This window comes from Psychrobacter sp. JCM 18903 (genome assembly GCF_000586475.1).
Taxonomy (GTDB): domain Bacteria; phylum Pseudomonadota; class Gammaproteobacteria; order Pseudomonadales; family Moraxellaceae; genus Psychrobacter.
This window is the reverse complement of sequence record NZ_BAWJ01000005.1, coordinates 101,223-117,638: the sequence shown is the minus strand read 5'-3', so window position 1 is coordinate 117,638 and position 16,416 is coordinate 101,223. Positions and strand designations below refer to the sequence as shown.

The 16,416-nt window shown below is 42.2% G+C and carries 15 protein-coding genes and 2 pseudogenes; 8 read left to right on the top strand and 9 right to left on the bottom strand.

The genetic code is table 11. The features are described 5' to 3' along the window. Positions 1–236 precede the first annotated feature (236 nt). Positions 237–2,372, top strand: coding sequence for an NADPH-dependent 2,4-dienoyl-CoA reductase (locus TT12_RS05085; RefSeq protein ID WP_045452650.1), 2,136 nt, complete (start codon positions 237–239; stop codon positions 2,370–2,372). 143 nt (positions 2,373–2,515) lie between these two features. Next, entirely contained in the window at positions 2,516–3,226 is a 711-nt protein-coding gene (locus TT12_RS05080) for a hypothetical protein (protein ID WP_045452647.1), read from the top strand. A gap of 268 nt (positions 3,227–3,494) precedes the next feature. Here TT12_RS05080 and TT12_RS15320 read toward each other — a convergent pair whose 3' ends face one another. The 7 genes from TT12_RS15320 to lplA form a co-directional block, all read right to left on the bottom strand. Further along, positions 3,495–4,079, bottom strand: coding sequence for a tetratricopeptide repeat protein (locus tag TT12_RS15320; protein ID WP_279378806.1), 585 nt, complete (start codon positions 4,077–4,079; stop codon positions 3,495–3,497). Next, the gene (locus tag TT12_RS19060) at positions 4,031–4,207 is read right to left on the bottom strand and encodes an SEL1-like repeat protein (protein WP_207803998.1); all 177 of its coding nucleotides are present in this window, start codon (positions 4,205–4,207) and stop codon (positions 4,031–4,033) included. Before TT12_RS19060 ends, TT12_RS15320 begins: the two co-directional genes overlap by 49 nt. Before the next feature lie 100 nt (positions 4,208–4,307). After that, positions 4,308–4,877 carry a hypothetical protein gene (locus tag TT12_RS05070; protein WP_087814522.1) on the bottom strand — a complete coding sequence of 190 codons (570 nt, stop codon included), beginning with the start codon at positions 4,875–4,877 and terminating at the stop codon, positions 4,308–4,310. Positions 4,878–4,967: 90 nt separating this feature from the next. Next, a complete protein-coding gene (locus TT12_RS05065) occupies positions 4,968–5,492 on the bottom strand; it encodes a hypothetical protein (RefSeq protein WP_045452641.1) in 525 nt (174 codons plus the stop codon). 62 nt (positions 5,493–5,554) lie between these two features. Continuing rightward, positions 5,555–6,160 carry a hypothetical protein gene (locus TT12_RS05060; protein ID WP_087814523.1) on the bottom strand — a complete coding sequence of 202 codons (606 nt, stop codon included), beginning with the start codon at positions 6,158–6,160 and terminating at the stop codon, positions 5,555–5,557. A 1-nt stretch (position 6,161) separates the two neighbouring features. Further along, a complete protein-coding gene (locus TT12_RS05055; RefSeq protein ID WP_045452638.1) occupies positions 6,162–6,701 on the bottom strand; it encodes a PAAR domain-containing protein in 540 nt (179 codons plus the stop codon). 220 nt (positions 6,702–6,921) lie between these two features. Then, positions 6,922–7,941: a lipoate--protein ligase gene (lplA, locus tag TT12_RS05050; protein ID WP_045452634.1), complete on the bottom strand. Its 1,020-nt coding sequence runs from the start codon at positions 7,939–7,941 to the stop codon at positions 6,922–6,924. 230 nt (positions 7,942–8,171) lie between these two features. Here lplA and TT12_RS05045 point away from each other — a divergent pair, with 230 nt between their 5' ends. Beyond that, positions 8,172–8,618, top strand: a complete 447-nt coding sequence (locus TT12_RS05045; protein WP_045452631.1) for a hypothetical protein — start codon at positions 8,172–8,174, stop codon at positions 8,616–8,618. 36 nt (positions 8,619–8,654) lie between these two features. Further along, the gene (locus tag TT12_RS15310; protein WP_201605934.1) at positions 8,655–9,245 is read left to right on the top strand and encodes a DUF8453 domain-containing protein; all 591 of its coding nucleotides are present in this window, start codon (positions 8,655–8,657) and stop codon (positions 9,243–9,245) included. A gap of 199 nt (positions 9,246–9,444) precedes the next feature. Here the strand turns inward: TT12_RS15310 and TT12_RS05035 are convergent, their stop codons facing one another. Further along, positions 9,445–11,043 (bottom strand): GMC oxidoreductase, encoded by a 1,599-nt coding sequence (locus tag TT12_RS05035; protein ID WP_045452762.1) that lies wholly within the window; start codon positions 11,041–11,043, stop codon positions 9,445–9,447. Positions 11,044–11,435: 392 nt separating this feature from the next. On the opposite strand from TT12_RS05035, the pseudogene trpB reads away from it, so the two are divergent. From trpB to TT12_RS05020, 4 genes and pseudogenes are all read left to right on the top strand, one after another. After that, positions 11,436–12,661: pseudogene (gene trpB, locus TT12_RS05030) on the top strand (tryptophan synthase subunit beta). 100 nt (positions 12,662–12,761) lie between these two features. Beyond that, positions 12,762–12,965 carry an EamA family transporter gene (locus TT12_RS18220; protein ID WP_279378801.1) on the top strand — a complete coding sequence of 68 codons (204 nt, stop codon included), beginning with the start codon at positions 12,762–12,764 and terminating at the stop codon, positions 12,963–12,965. Continuing rightward, positions 12,959–13,663 (top strand): DMT family transporter, encoded by a 705-nt coding sequence (locus TT12_RS18215; protein ID WP_279378800.1) that lies wholly within the window; start codon positions 12,959–12,961, stop codon positions 13,661–13,663. The genes TT12_RS18220 and TT12_RS18215 overlap by 7 nt, the downstream gene beginning before the upstream one ends. A gap of 341 nt (positions 13,664–14,004) precedes the next feature. Beyond that, positions 14,005–15,108: an alkene reductase gene (locus TT12_RS05020; RefSeq protein WP_045452628.1), complete on the top strand. Its 1,104-nt coding sequence runs from the start codon at positions 14,005–14,007 to the stop codon at positions 15,106–15,108. Positions 15,109–15,246: 138 nt separating this feature from the next. On the opposite strand, the pseudogene TT12_RS05015 reads toward TT12_RS05020, so the two are convergent. After that, positions 15,247–16,214 (bottom strand): annotated as a pseudogene (locus TT12_RS05015) (pirin family protein). Positions 16,215–16,416 lie beyond the last annotated feature (202 nt).

The following is a 16,416-nucleotide window of genomic DNA, read 5'->3' as shown; positions in this document are numbered from 1 at the left end:
GTTTTTAGTGCTTGCTTATATTGGATCGCATGATCAATTAGCCGAATGCACATAGTGTTCACTCATCAGTCGCTTGTCTGCATAGCTGATGATAATGGCGGTGTGTTACGATACCAGTGATGTTAAATCCTATCGCTTAACTATTTCTAAAAGCCTCATTTTTAAAAATCTTAACTTTTAAAAAGCCCGGCCAGCTTTAACAAGCATTTCCACAAACCATTCATAAGGAAAATGATATGTCCGCCAGCCGCACTGCCAATACGATTGAAACTGCTAGCACCAATGAACACTATCCGCATTTATTTGAGCCATTAGACTTGGGCTTTACGACGCTAAAAAACCGCATGGTGATGGGCTCAATGCACACGGGGCTTGAAGACCGTTTTTATAATTATGGTAAGCTAGCGGCGTATTTTGCTGAACGTGCCAAAGGTGGCGTGGCGATGATGATTACGGGCGGTATTTCGCCCAATCGCGAAGGGTGGTTACTCCCTGCTGGTGGCACGATGAATAGCAGAGCGGACGTGATTAACCATCAGCGTGTGACTCGTGCGGCGCATAAATATGACAGCAAAATCATCATGCAAATTTTGCACAGTGGTCGTTACGGCTATCATCCGTTTGTCGTCTCCTCTAGTCCAATAAAATCACCAATTTCACCCTTTAAGCCGCGTAAGATGAGCATTAAAAACATCGAACAAACGGTAAAGGATTATGCCCGTTCGGCTAAACTTGCCAAGCAGGCTGGTTATGACGGTGTGGAAATCATGGGCTCAGAAGGTTATTTGCTCAATCAGTTTTTATCGCGTCATGTGAATCAACGTACCGACGAATACGGCGGTGATATTCAAGGTCGCATGAAGCTGGCGGTCGATGTCGTCAAAGCCGTACGCGAAGCTGCTGGTGAAGATTTTATTATTTTATTCCGCTTGTCAGTGATTGATCTGGTCAAAGACGGTAATGTCATGGACGAAGTTATCACCGTTGCCAAAGCGTTAGAAGAAGCGGGCGTGACCATCATGAATACGGGTATCGGCTGGCATGAAGCGCGTGTACCGACGATTGTCACCAGCGTACCGCGTGCCGCGTTTGTTGATTTTACCGCTGAAATTAAAAAGCATATTAGCATTCCCATGATGGCGGCTAACCGTATCAATATGCCAGACACCGCTGAGGAAATCGTGGCTAGTGGTCAGGCCGATATGATTCAAATGGCGCGTCCATTTTTAGCCGATGCCCATTGGGTCAATAAAGCCAAAAATGGTCAGACAGATCGCATTAATACCTGTATCGCCTGTAACCAAGCGTGCCTCGATCATACCTTTGAAAACAAACGCTCGACTTGTCTGGTCAATCCACAAGCGTGTTATGAGACAGAATTAGTTTATAAGAAAACCAAAAAACCTAAAAAAGTCGCCGTCATCGGTGGCGGTGTCGCTGGTATGTCAGCGGCTCACGTCGCCGCGTTACGTGGGCATGAGGTTACCTTATTTGAAGCAAAAGATATCTTAGGAGGACAGTTTAACTACGCCAAAGTTATCCCTGGTAAAGAAGAGTTCTTTGAAACCATCCGCTACTATATCAATGAGCTTGAGCATTTAGGCGTTGAGATTAAACTCAATACCAAAGTCGATAAAGCCATGCTTGAGAAAGCCAAATTCCACCATGTCATCGTCGCCACAGGCGTTGTCCCTAGAAGCCTAGCTGGCAAACTGGAAGGCGCGGATTTGCCACAAGTGATGAGCTATGCTGAATTACTCTCTGGTGAAAAATCAGTTGGTGACACCGTCGCTGTCATCGGTGCTGGCGGTATTGGCTTTGACGTCAGTGAATATCTGACCGCCAAACATGGTCAGCCGCTTGATGAGCTAGGCCCTGAATTATTAAAAGATCCAAGCTATCGTCCAAAAGCGCAGTCTATCGAAGAGTGGCGTGAAGAGTGGGGTGTGACTAATGATACCAACTATCAAACTGACGGTGGACTGATTAAGCCTGAAGCCATCAAACCTATCCGCCAAGTGTACTTGATGCAGCGTACTAAAGGTCGCTTGGGCAGTGGTCTCAATAAAACCTCGGGCTGGGTACATCGTGCCCATGTCAAATCACACGGCGTCATCCAAGTATCAGGTGCTCAGTACGATAAGATCACTAATGAAGGCATTTGGATCACCAATAACCAAGGTCAAAGCCAGTTGCTACGTGTCGATAGCGTCGTGGTCTGTGCCGGTCAAGAGTCTGTGGTTGAGCTGATGCCAAATGTTGGTGATGCACCAGACGCCCAATATCATCTAATCGGTGGTGCTAAACTGGCCGCTGAACTGGATGCTAAACGTGCTATAAGAGATGGTGCTGAGGTTGCGGCTGCGATTTAGGCTTAGTTCAGAAGTAATGAGAGCGGCAAGATAGATTATCTTGCCGCTTTTTTTGTTAGATAATATAGACTTGCTCAGTGTATAGATGATCGTAAAAAGCTATAAGTATCTTTAAATTACTATTTGGATAAAGGCTAAGAGGTATGAGAAAGGAACACTTCCAATTTGGTGACGTAAATTTTAAATGGGGTGATAAGTTATCTGATATAAAAGCTCAGCTTCCTGAAAAAGATACGGTAATGCATTCTTATGAAGAAAGCTATATGCCTGAAACAGTCACTATAAAACTGTCTGAAATGTGGTCTCTTAAAGTTGCTTACTGTCATTTTAGTGCAGCAGATGATGACCGATTGATAGATTCAATATGGATCAACATCCCAGCACAACTATTTAATAGACAACCAGTGATTAAAAAGCTAATAGCATATTTAGGATCAGAGTCAAACTACTCCTCCGATAGCCATTACTGTAGTGGCAACGTAGTAGAACACTGTGAATGGATATTTGATAATTGTGTCATTGGCGTTAGCATGTATGGTGGCGTACGAGAGGAAGACGACGAAAGAATTATTGGCTGTTTATCTATATCATTAAGTGATGTAGAGCTTTTAGATTCATTGTATTCAAAGCCTATACGTGATGTAGAGTATAAAATGGCTGACGAGGTTGATATCAGCACTATCCAATCTTTTCAGACACAGCAAGCACAGAGTATGCGACGGTCAAGGGAAAGAGAAGAGTTTCCGAACCATCCTGCTGCTTTCGTCATCCGCGCATTCGATGGATTTCACAAAGAGGCACTGTTTCAAACGCCATTAGCGGTTCAATCAATCATAACTGAATCTGAAGTTTAATCTATGACAGGAGATTATTATTTATCGAACTATTGGCAAACTGTAAAACTAGAGAATAATATTTCATCTAAGTGGACTAATCTATTACCCACTAAGTCTTTTGGTGTCTGCTATGTTTCGATAGGAGGTCTGCTAATTATTGACGAAGATAGTAGACCTGAGACAAAAGTATTTGTTGAGCATATTGAAAAAATAATTAAGTCTAAGATAGCGTATCACGAAACATATGACTGTTAGGTTACCTAAGTTAATATCTGGCTCATCATTATCATTGGCTCATGTTTTCAATATCACCTAATGTGAGACCAGTTTCCTGTGTGCTATAAATAACGATACCTTCATCGTCAATTTTACCATTCATGACCAATCTACCAATGCGATTGCTGGCTTCTTGATTGCCTTGATCGGCGGCTTTTTTGTACCATTCAAAAGCTGTGTCATAGTCTTGAGGGACGCCATAGCCGTTTTCGTAGAGACCACCGATATTAAGTTGTGCTAAATCCAGACCTTGAGCGGCAGCTTTGGTATACCATTCCAATGCTTCGGTATAGCTTTGTGGCACGCCGTAGCCGTTTTCATAAAGATTGCCAATATTGTTTTGAGCATCAAAAGATCCATTGTCAGCAGCTAATACATACCACTCCATTGCTTTTTGGTAATTTTGCTCAACACCACTACCTTCATAATACATGATGCCTATACGATATTGAGCATCAGAATCTCCTTGGTTAGCAGCTTGCTTAACCCATTCAAATGCTTTTTGATAATTTTGATTTACGCCCAAACCTTCATCATACATTATACCTAGATAATGTTTAGCAGGTGCGTAGCTTGATCGGCAGCTTTTTGAAATAATTCAAAAGCTTTGTCATCATCTTCAGGGACTGAGTCACCTTCGTAGTAGGCTACTCCAAGTTCATATATTTCAGCAGCAGTGTTTTGATTGGAAGTATCTTTGTATTTGATGACTCTGCTGAGCAAGCAGCAGCCATTAAGCCACTAGAGAATAACGTGGCCAGTAATAAAGACTGAATTAAAGGGGTGATTTTTCTTTGATACATTAAAACCTCGCTAGGAAATGCTATTGAAAAGACTGATTTGGACTAATCTGCTCGTAAGTTTTACCTTTAGGTGCGAGTATGTAATCGACCTCTTTTTGAGATTCATTCGGTTGGCAGTAAGGCATGTTTTCTATGTATTCAAATACTGTTCCGTAGCGATGAATACCATCGGGTAAGGGTTTTAGATAAATATTACCCATATTAATAATCACGGGAGTTTTTGAGTTATTACCTTTAGGTTTTGCCATACCGTTAATTGCAAACAGACGCCGTTGGTAACCTTGGGTATCGATCATAATACTGACCTCCTCAGCTATCGCTTTAAAATCATCTGTGCTTATTTCATCTGAGTTTATCTTTTGCATTGAATGTAGTTCAAAACGGCCTGTATCATCAGAAGTGCTTTGAATGTCATCTGTTAAGTAAACGGTGATATTGCCAAGTGGCTGATCAGTTTGCCTGTCAAGTAGCTGTCCTTTTATAGAAGGTGTGACATAAAAGGCCTCAGGTTCTTGCGCAGTACAAGATGAGGTTACTAAAGTAGTCAGCCAAAAGATACTGAATAATCTAACTTTACTAGACGGCTTCATGGTCCACTCCATCTGGTAGTGGAATGCAATTTACCTCTTTTTGCGACTCATTAGATTTTCAAAAGCCTAGAGTCCGCATTTCAAGAGCTTTTACTGCTCAAATATATAAGGATAGTCAAATTCTCTATAGAAATTTATTGTATATTTTTTTTGGTCGTCCAAACCTCCAATAAATACTGATAATGGTTGCTTATCTAATGGTGTATACACAGTCTGTTCTAAATCAGGGTTATTAGAGTTTAAACATATTGCTTGTCCATTTTTTAAAATGAAATACTTTTTACTTGTAGGCTTAATTCTAAGCAATACATAGCCACCTCCTTGCCTACTAGGGTCTAGGATAGCTAACTCTTCCATTTTTATATGATCCAATTTCATAAAATCCCCACTACTCATAGCTGAATCAAACAGTGGCATAAAACAAAGATCACCATTTTTGTTCTGTGAGACCTCAATGTCTCCTTCTATAGGTGGGCTATGCGCAGGATTACTTATAATACAACCAGATATACTGGTTAGCACTAATAAAATAATTGACTTTGTCAGATAAGAACTAAAAAGGTTTGCTATTTGACTCAAACGCTTTGTTTTGCTTTTTTGTTTAGTTAATTGCATTTAGAGAGTCCTATATATTAAACATTAATAAGTGTTTAAAAAGCTTAGTGCAGTAATTCCTACTATTTGGTAATCACTGTATCCACCACTATTTTATAATAAGTTAAATTTGTGTCATCATAATTAGTAGCTCTAATAGAGCTTTTGAGCTTACCAAACAAGTTTTTTTTCATAGCCCAATAATCTGCAACGATAGACGCTTGTTGTTCAACTCCATAATCGAGTAAATTCTTTCGAGCATCAAGCTCATATGCATATGCACCGTTTCCTAACCCAATCCTACTTGGAAGCTCTATTAATACTTGCGAAGTACCAGCACGAGTTAATACAGCTTGTCCATTTTGATATTGCCAAACGTGCGTCATCTCATGTATAAAGAAATGCTTACTGCCATCTGAAGCTAAAGAAAAATCTTTTTCATGGACATCAGGAGCAAAATATATGTTGCCATTGGGAGTCATGGCTACTCTTTTACCCTGAAAAAATGCCCATTTTTTATCGTAGATGTGTACCTTAGTGTAATCTATATGATTACTAAACATTTCTTTAGCTAGGTTTTTTTCACCAAAAGTCAGCTCTCTTCCAGTCTCAACCTCTATGCATTTATTACTATTGTTATCAGCTCTAGTTAAATGGTAGCTACCGCAGCTAACCTCTCTTTGTGCCATGTTATTCGTCCTCATCTACCAATAAATAAATACTTACTTCAGCAGGATGGTTTGCTTCAATTATTTCAGTAAAACCATCTTCGTCAGTCTGACCTTCAACCAACTTACCATCGTAATCTAGCCGATATTTAACATAACTTAGAGGCTGTTGAGTAATTTTATCTAGTAATTGAAATTTATCGTCATAGGTTTCATTAACCACCGCTTCACTGAACAAGTCACTCATATCCGACTTCGGAAACACCAAAGGCGCTTCCTGCGCAATACTACCCACATCAAAGTCAGACTCCGCAAACGACTGCTGACTAGCAATCAGCTTAGCGCCGCAGCTAGTGACATCACCGCCACGTGCAATAGGCGCACCATCGACAATAAAGGATGCATCACCACTAAGAATGGTGGTGACCTTTTTGCATTTTTTACAGATGACTTTATCGCCTTTACGCGCGACAGGGATGCCGTTATGAGTGGTGTGCGGTGAGCCGGAGATGACCGTCCCACCGTGAGAGGTCTTTGCGCCGACGGTGATATAGGCTGCCATAGTGCTACCTTACTTAAACGTTTAAAGTTTGAACTTTTATAGCGGATCTATTATTTGCATCACATTATAGATGGCTAAAGCGTAAAATATCAAACTTAAGTTTGTCTAAGGGTGTGACCTAGACAGCAAGCCTAATCTGTACAAAGTATAAAGGCGATTGAAATATTGACGTCAATAAGAAATTGAGACTCTTTACTAATTATCAATAACAAGCAAAAATCTAACCTTCCATCTCACCAGTCAGCCATTTAGACACATCATCAATTTGTGCTGCCAACTCAGTATGCGCTCTACCTAATTCATCAAGCTTTGTTTTGATGTCGACTTTATTGTATTTAGCGTCAGTCAGCGTGTTTTTTAATAGCTCAATTAATTCAACATTTAGCGCATCAGAGAAAATAACCACATCGCGTATCACTGCTTGCTTCACATCAAGGTGCAAGTCAATAATGCCCCAATCAAAGCGCGTCTCAATATGATGGCTGAATTCAGGTGTCTTACCAAAGCGCCAATCCCAATCTGCCATTTGTTGATAGTATTTTTTTAATGACGGCTCTTTTGCAAGTGTGGCTTCATCCAATTCTTCGACTGGCGTAGTGTCGCCATAATCAGTGTCACGATAATATTCACAAAAGGCCTCGATAATCGCATCGGATAAGATCTCGTGATTGATGTCTGCATTAAACTCAACCAAATTGGCGACACGAGAACGTACGGACTTGATGCCTTTGGCTTTCAGTTTCAGCGGATGCGGATTGAGATAATCGCCCAGCTTTTGCATATTGGCATTGACCAATAATGTGCCATGATGAAAGCTGCGATCCGCTGCATGTTTAAACGCGCTGCCTGATATTTTCTTGTCACCAACTTGCATGTCATTACGCCCAGATAAATCCGCGTCTATGCCCAGTTTCTTTAACGCATTAATAATGATGGTAAAGTTCGCTTCTTGGTCGTAGTCGGCTTTGGGCGATAAAAAGGTAAAGTTGGTATTGCCCAAATCATGAAATACCGCGCCGCCGCCACTCTGCCGCCGCGCCAAAAACACATCATCGGCTTCCATCTTATCGATTTTGCATTCCACCCATGGGTTTTGCGAGCGCCCGATGACCACGGTCTCGCTATTGCGCCATAAGAATAGCGTGTGCGAGTCGGGATTGAGCGTATTAAATATCCAATCTTCGGTCGCGAGGTTAAACCAAGGGTTGGTCACGGCAGATTTTAAGATGCGCAGTTTCATGACTTGTCCTTTTGGGCAGAGATTTTTAGTTTGGCTTTTATAAATAAGTACTGTCATTGTTGCCGATGCGAGATTGGATTTCAATGGGTGTGTGGTATGGGAGCGGTTTAAGTCTGAGGTTTTAAGAAGTTAACTTATTTTTAGTCTTTCTGTTATGATTATGACTGATATTAAGTAACAAATAGCATTGGTTCAAACCAGCTAACTGATGCATAAGAAGAGGTTTGGTTATGAATGAAAGGATAAAAAACTTAGACACTCCTAAGAAATGTGAGATTTTTGCTAAAAATGCTTTGAATGCAGGCAGAGAAGATTTGGTAAAACAAGCAAAAGAACGAGCTATTCACTTAAAAGCTGAAAATTATGGTGCTGAAACGTCGGCAGAGAAAGAAGCTATAAAAGCAGTCTATGCTTATGAAGAGGTGCTAAGTGCCAAAAATGGTAAGAAAACACGCGCATCTAGAACTTGGCCAATGATTCAAAAATACGGAATAATTAATGCTGTCGAGCGCGCCGTTGATCGTAAATCTGAGACAAAAGGTTATACCGCATTATTAGAGATGGGTTTGGAAGCCTATGCTTTCGAAGCAGTAATACTTCGCTATCCTGAACTGTTTTCCGACAGTGCTGTAGAAATATCTCAACGACGAATGAGCGAGTGGAAAGAAAATGTTTAAAATAAACACAGTTTTAACTTAGTTGGAGAGTTATGCATGCAAATAGATTTGGCAAATTGGATATCTGTGTTTATAGCTTTAATAGCAACGGCCTCAGCTGCCATAACTTATGCGGTCTACCGTTCGTCAACCGATCCAGAAATTATTGTTTATGTAGATACAGATAAAAAGCGACCCTCACTTATTATTTTAATTATTGAGAACATAGGTAAAGGGCCAGCAGAAAATATAAGTTTTGAAACGTCTAGAGATTTACCTGAAAAAGCTTTCACTATAGAAGAACCTCAGAGCATGCCAAAAACAATGATGTCTGGGCCTATCGTAGATGGAATTCCTTTCTTAGCCCCTAGCCAAAAAATTATTATTTCTTGGGGGCAATATGGAGGGCTAAAAAAATATATTGGAGGTAAGAATATTATAGTTAAAGCTAAGTACAGAAGAGCTAATTCTATGTCTTGGTTTAATAGATCATCGAGTTCGTCTCAGCTTTTCGTTGAAGCATTTCACGGAACAGATATTTCTGATTCAAACTGGGATAAGAAGATTTCAGAAACTTTAATAAAAACTAATGAGCAATTACAAAATATTGATAAAGCAATTAAAAAATTAGGTTCAGGGGAAAGCTAGAATTTACTCACAAATATTAAACCTCACACACAAGTTACCGTTAGCCTTACTCCTATTAGTAGAAGCGTGTATGTTAGGTCAGCGATAGCGTAACCCAACGTCTAATACTTGTCTAAATAAAAACAGCATTATTTCCAACCAAAAAAACGCCCTTAAAGACCTTTTTCATCCAACCAAATTCCATGACTACAACAACACCCTACCCAAAATCTTCCCTTAAAATACTCGCCATATTACGTTCAGCAAGTCCGGTGATAAAGACATACGGATTAACGCCTGCGCTACCGGGGATTAACGCGCCATCTTGCACGTATATATTTCCGTGCCCTTTGACGCGTCCAAATTCATCAGTCGCCAAACCCAAGACACAGCCGCCAAGCGGGTGATAGCAGAAGTTATCGCCGAAGCCTTTGGTGAATAGCAAGCTCGATGTCGAGCCGCCGTTGGCGTTGGCGAGTTTTTCGATCAGCTCTTTAGCAGCGTTCACCGAGTACTTGTTTTGCTTACGTTTCCAGTTGAGCTTGACGGTTTTTGAGGTCTTATCATAGTAATAGTTACCGCGTTCTGGATTGTCAGTGATGGCGAGATAGAGCGTCGTCCACGTCTCAAGTCCTAACGGTAATGGCGCGAGTTCGGCAAAGATTTTGTACTTCGAGCCGCCTCTATCACCGTCCCACATATTGATACCTTTGACCGGAATGGTGGATTGGGTAGTGCCAGCCGCGTGGACGAAATTGCGTCCCGTCATGATGTTACCGTTGGGTCCCCAATATTGACCAATATGCTCGTTTAGCTTATTAAGCTTACCTTCAGCTTGGCTTTTAAGCAGTAACTCTGAGGTGCCCGTACTGCCGGCATTAAGGAAGAGTTTATCGCAAGTGTAATGCTCAACTTTATCGATGCCGCCCATCATATTGATGACATGGACTTCTAAACGCAGTTGGTCGTTATCGAGCGCTTGAATAGTATTAACTTTACGCAAGGTTTTGACCGTGACATTGCCCGTAGCTTCAGCGTCTTTTAAGTAGGTTAAATCCAGTGAAAACTTGCCAGCGTTATTGCCATAGATGACTTCACCGCCAAGGCCAGATTTATACACTTCGCTGCGCGCTTCCTTTTGCATATAGTCAAAATCGTAGCTATTACCGAAAAACTCTGTTTTTAGTCCCGCTTTTTCGGCTTGGCGTTCAGCTGAACGAGTAAATTCGTAATGCTCGGACTCATTGAAAAATGACTCAGGGATTTGGCTGACTTTTAATGCTCGCATAGCACGCGGGAAATAAGTGTCGTACATCTCATCAGCATCAATCCAAGGGAACGTTTCTTCAAAGTGCGAGCGTCTTGGCTGAATGGCAATCGCGCCATTGACGATAGAGCCGCCGCCGTAAGCACGCCCAGCGAAGACTTTCATATCCTCATATTCGATTAAATCTAAAACTCCAGGATATTTTCTGATAGGAATTGGAATCGGGATAGGGGCGTTTGGCATATTGCTAAACCAGCTTGAGCGTTTATCGGCGCTAATCATTTTGCAAAAGGTATTATATTCGGGGCTTCTATCCCAGCGCATCCCCATCTCAAGGATTAAAACCTTGTGACCTTTTTCGCTGAGTCGTAGTGCCGATACCGCGCCACCATAGCCACTACCAACGATGATATTAGGAAAATGCCCAGCTTGGATGACTTTACTCGGTAGCTTTGGCTGCTTGGCAAGCATTTGGCAACCACTCACCGCAGCGGAGGTGCTGATAGCGCCTAAGCTTAAACCCATGGCTTTAATCAGTTGGCGTCGTTGCATGGTGTATCCTAATTTGATATTTAAGCTAAAAAGCCCGTATGAAATAATATTAGCTTTCGACCGCAAAGGTGCGCTAAGCCAAGCGAGCATCATATTAGCAAACATAGGTTGCGTTATTATTTCAGTCACACGATTGCTGTAATACTTATAGATAAATCAGGCTTTCATTCAACGATTATTCTTGCCAGATTTTAGTCAATGTCTTAGCCAGTCACTTAGTCAATTGTTTTTAGAGTGACGTGTAAACTTGACCGAATAGAGAATTTCGCTTATTATCTTGTTTCAATGTACTAGAACACAAATACATTCAATTATTCTTGTCCTTAAAAAAGCTAAATCATTTGGCAAAAATGCCAATACTAATACTCCATTTAAAACGATAAGGCTTAACTATGACAACGCAAAATACCGCCACTGGCTACGGTTTACATCAATCAATTTTGCCCAATGACGATGGTTTATATGGCGAATTTGGTGGCAAAATTGGTCATCCTGAGCTGGCCAAAGCCATGGCAGAAATCGAAGTGGGTTTTCGTGAAATCATTAAAGACGATGATTTTATCGCTGAGATGAAGCGCTTGCGTGAGACCTATGTTGGTCGTCCAAGTCCTATTTATCATGCGCAGCGTTTGACGGAGCATTGCGGCGGCGCGCAGATTTATTTTAAACGTGAAGATTTAAACCATACGGGCGCGCATAAGATTAATCACTGTTTGGGCGAAGTGTTATTGGCCAAGAAATTAGGCAAAAAAAAGGTGATTGCGGAAACGGGTGCGGGGCAACATGGCGTAGCGTTGGCAACCGCAGCGGCCTTGATGGGCTTAGAGTGTGAGATTCATATGGGTGTGGTCGATATTAAAAAGGAGCATCCAAACGTCAGCCGGATGAAGATTTTGGGCGCCAATATCGTACCAGTCTCGCGTGGTGCTGGTACGCTAAAAGAAGCGGTCGATAGCGCCTTTGAGACTTATTTGAATGAGCTTGATACCAGTATGTTTGCGATTGGCTCGGCACTGGGACCTGCGCCATATCCTGAAATGGTCAGCTACTTTCAGTCAGTGGTCGGACATGAAGCGCGGGCGCAGTTCTTAGCAACGACGGGTAAGCTGCCCAATAAAGTGGTCGCTTGTATTGGCGGCGGCTCCAATGCTATTGGTATGTTTAGTGGCTTTTTTGATGATAAAAGTGTAGAAAAAATAGGCGTGGAACCCGCAGGTGAAGGTCTGGATACTCCTAATCATGCGGCGACAATGTCGCTCGGCGTGAAAGGTGAGATTCATGGTTTTAAATGCTACGTGCTGCTCGATGAAAAAGGCGAGCCAGCTCCCGTACATTCGATTGCCTCCGGTCTTGATTATCCAGGGGTTGGACCACAGCATTCACATCTGCGAGATTTAAAACTGGCTACTTATGAGTCGGCAACTGATGCTGAATGTCTAGAAGCGTTCATGGCATTGTCGCGCCTTGAGGGTATTATTCCTGCCTTAGAGTCGGCACATGCCATCGCTTATGCGATGAAAATTGCCAAAGATATGTCAGCGGATGAGACGATTTTGGTCAATTTGTCAGGCGCGGCGATAAGGACATTGACTTTATTTTGGATAAAGTGAATTTGTAGAAGAAATCAGCGATAAATACAGAAAATACAACATCAATCGAGCAATTAAAAAGTTATCATCGAGGTTTTTTTACTGTCTAACGCTTGATAGGATCACCCCATGTCTAACCGCGACCTCATTATTTTTATCACCTTATCCTTTATGTGGTCGCTGTCTTTTATTTTTTATCGTATCGGCGTGCCTGAATTTGGCTCGTTAGCTTTTGCGAGCCTTCGTGTGGTCTTGGCTGGGCTGACCATGCTGGTTTTTGTTTTAATCAGCCCAAAAACAGAGAGGGCATACGGGATAATTGGAAAGTGTTGACGCTGGTTGGATTATTTTCTGCGGCTATTCCCTTTATCCTGTTTGCATTTTCAGCGCGCTCGGTAAACGCAGGGGTGTTGGCGGTGCTTAATGCGTCTGTGCCGATGATGAGCGGTTTCATCGCCAGTACCTTTTTTAAAGACAGGCTGTCAAGAACACAAATTCTCGGTTTAGTCATCGGTGTTATCGGTGTGATTATTTTGATGAGTGAAAACTTATTTGGCGGTAGCGGGCAGGGCGCTGAGTCAAGTTCAGGGTTGCTGCCAATGGGCTATGCGTTATTGGCCTGTGTCGGTTATGCCGTCGGTGCCAATATCACCAGAAACTACTTATACAATGTCTCACCAGTCGCTATTACCGCAGGTTCGCTCATCATTGCCAGTATTATCATGTTGCCGATAGCAGTCTACGAATTCCCATATGGTAAAAGCATTAGCCTTACTGCTTGGGTTTCAGTCATTTGTATTGGCGTATTTTCAACAGCCATTGCCTTGATTTTTATGAATCAATTGATAAAAAGTATTGGTCCTATGCGTGCAACCAGTATTACCTTGGTGATTCCGATTTTTGCGATTATATTGGGTTACTTATTGCTTGGTGAAGCATTGGACACACCTGCGATCATCGGCTCGATGGTGATATTGTTTGGCACTTACTTGTCTTTAGAGTTGTCCATTAAAAAGATGCTCAAGTTGTAAAAATCTCGATTGGGTCATCGTTCAACACGCCCTAAGTAGACTTTTGACTAAGAGGTTATGAGTACATGTTATTTATAGATAATATTATTTTACTATTTATGTTTTTAAATGATTAAAGCCATTCGCTTAATAGGCTAATAAGAGGCGTTGAATAATGAGTATTATCAATACCGATATCATGCCATATTGATATTTTTATTGGTCATTTTTCCTTGGAATTATCACGTTTGCCCCCTATAAAGACTACGGATTATAAATAGCGTATTAAAAAACGAGCGCGCTATTTATTCATTAATAACAAACCAATCATTATGGTTTTATAACAACAAATAAGGCTTTTTATGGCACACGATAATTTATTTGAACCCGTAAAAATGGGTACGCAAACCCTAAAAAACCGCATCATCATGGCACCGTTGACACGTCTGCGTTCGATCGAACCTGGTGATGTACCGACGGCACTTGCTGGAGAGTATTATTCACAGCGTGCGAGTGCTGGGCTTGTTATTACTGAAGCGACGCAGGTATCTTTTCAGGCAAAAGGCTATGCTGGCGCGCCGGGTATCCATACTCAAGATCAAATCACTGCGTGGAAAACTATCGTTGATAATGTCCATGCCAAAGGTGGCAAAATTGTCGTACAGCTATGGCACACAGGATTGGTCGCGCATGAAAGCGTGCAGCCTGATGGCGAAGCGCCGATTTCAGCGTCTGATGTGCATGTCGGTGTGCGTACGTCATTGCGTGATAGCAATAACCACGCCATCCGTGTTGAAGCGACCACGCCACGTCCAGCCACCCTTGACGAGATTAAGCAAGTCATCGCTGATTTTGCCCAAGCGACCAAAAATGCTAAAGAAGCAGGCTTTGATGGGGTAGAGATTCATGGTGCACACGGTTATCTATTGCATCAGTTTTGGGTTGAGCAAACCAATCAGCGTGATGATGAGTATGGCGGTAGCCGTGAGAATCGTGCGCGTCTGACTCTTGATGTCATCGATGCTTGTGTTGATGCGTGGGATGCTGATCATGTGGGTATTCGTATCTCGCCACTTGGCACGTTTAACAATGTAGAAGCAGGCTACAACGAAGACGAAAACATCTGGCTAGTTGAACAGATCAACAAGCGTGGTCTGATGTATTTGCATCTCTCTGAGCCTGATTGGGCAGGTGGTACGCCTTATAGTGATGCATTCCGTCAGCGTGTCCGTGATGCTTTTGACAATATGATCATCGCTGCTGGTGGCTATACTGCTGAAAAAGCGGAGAAAAACATCAAGGAAGGCTATATCGATGCGGTTGCTTTTGGCCGTGATTATATCGCCAATCCTGATTTGGTTGAGCGTATCCGAGAAGGGGCGGCGCTCAATGAGCAGCATCCAGAGAGTTTTTATGGTGGTGGTACTGAAGGCTATACCGATTATCCATTCCTTAACCAAGCATAATGGATAATCAGCTGCCCTTATGATTAGCTAACCTTAAGGTGTGTTAAAAACACCCTCAGCGTTAGCCGATACATAAGCACATAATAAAAAGCCACCTGACGCAGACTGTCAGGTGGCTTTTTGATGCCTGTATTTTAACTATTTAACAAAGTTGCCCGTTTGGTAATCCCGAAACGTTTGGCGGAGCTCTTCTTGGGTGTTCATTACAAAGGGACCATAACCTGCGACTGGTTCACCGATAGGTTCGCCGCTCAATAGTAAAAGCTTGACTGGTGCTTGCTTGCCATTTTCGGTAGCAGGATAATGCAGCTCAATGTTATCAGTAGCCAGTGTTTGCTGAGCTTGCCCATCAGTGCGGTGCTGAGTTGGCGCATCAAATTGAATCAAATTGCCAGCACTGACTGACGTACCATTGACCAGTAGTTCACCTTCTTGTACTAGCAGTAGCGTATTGTGGGTGTTGGGCACTTTTAGCGTCGTCGCGCCCGCAGTATGCAGTTCAATATCCCATAAGTTAATCGGAGTAAAGGTATTTGCCGCGCCTCTGATTTCTTGCCACGCACCAGCAATGATAGCCGCCTTACCAATCGTCGTTTGGTGGTCAGGGTTGCTGCTGTCGATTAACTCAACGATAGGCAGATCTGCCGTTTGATGCTTTGATAGTTTGGGTCGGTCAGTTTGTGCGCACTTGGCAAGTTAACCCACAGTTGCACCATACTAAAGACGCCGCCGCATTGACCGAAAGCCTCGGAATGAAACTCTTCGTGCATGATGCCACGACCTGCGGTCATCCATTGCACATCGCCTTTTTGAATAATCCCTTGCCCGCCTACTGAATCGGCATGACTGACTTCACCTTCGTAGGCGATAGTGACGGTTTCAAAGCCTTTGTGTGGATGCTGTCCGACTCCATGCGGCTGTGTTTTATAATTGGGGTTCGGATCAAAGGTCGTTGGTTTGCCATAATCGAATAATAAAAAAGGGTCGGTATGGCTATAATTAAAATGAGGGTTATCGTCAAGATGGTTGATTAAGGTCTTTACATAAAAGCCGTCACCTACCCAGTGCGGCGCTTTATCACCATGAATATTTTTAATAGGACGCATTTATTACCTCGTCAGACGAAACATGTTTTTTAATAAAAAAGTTCTGTTAAGTTACGCTACATTTATAGCTACCTATATTGTGTTTATTTTAATGATTTATCAAGGGTTAATATAGATAAAAGGCAACTTAAGTAGAATAAAAATAGGGATATCTCATTAGGCGTGGTGGGCATTTAGCCATGACACTATCTATAAGTGCTGT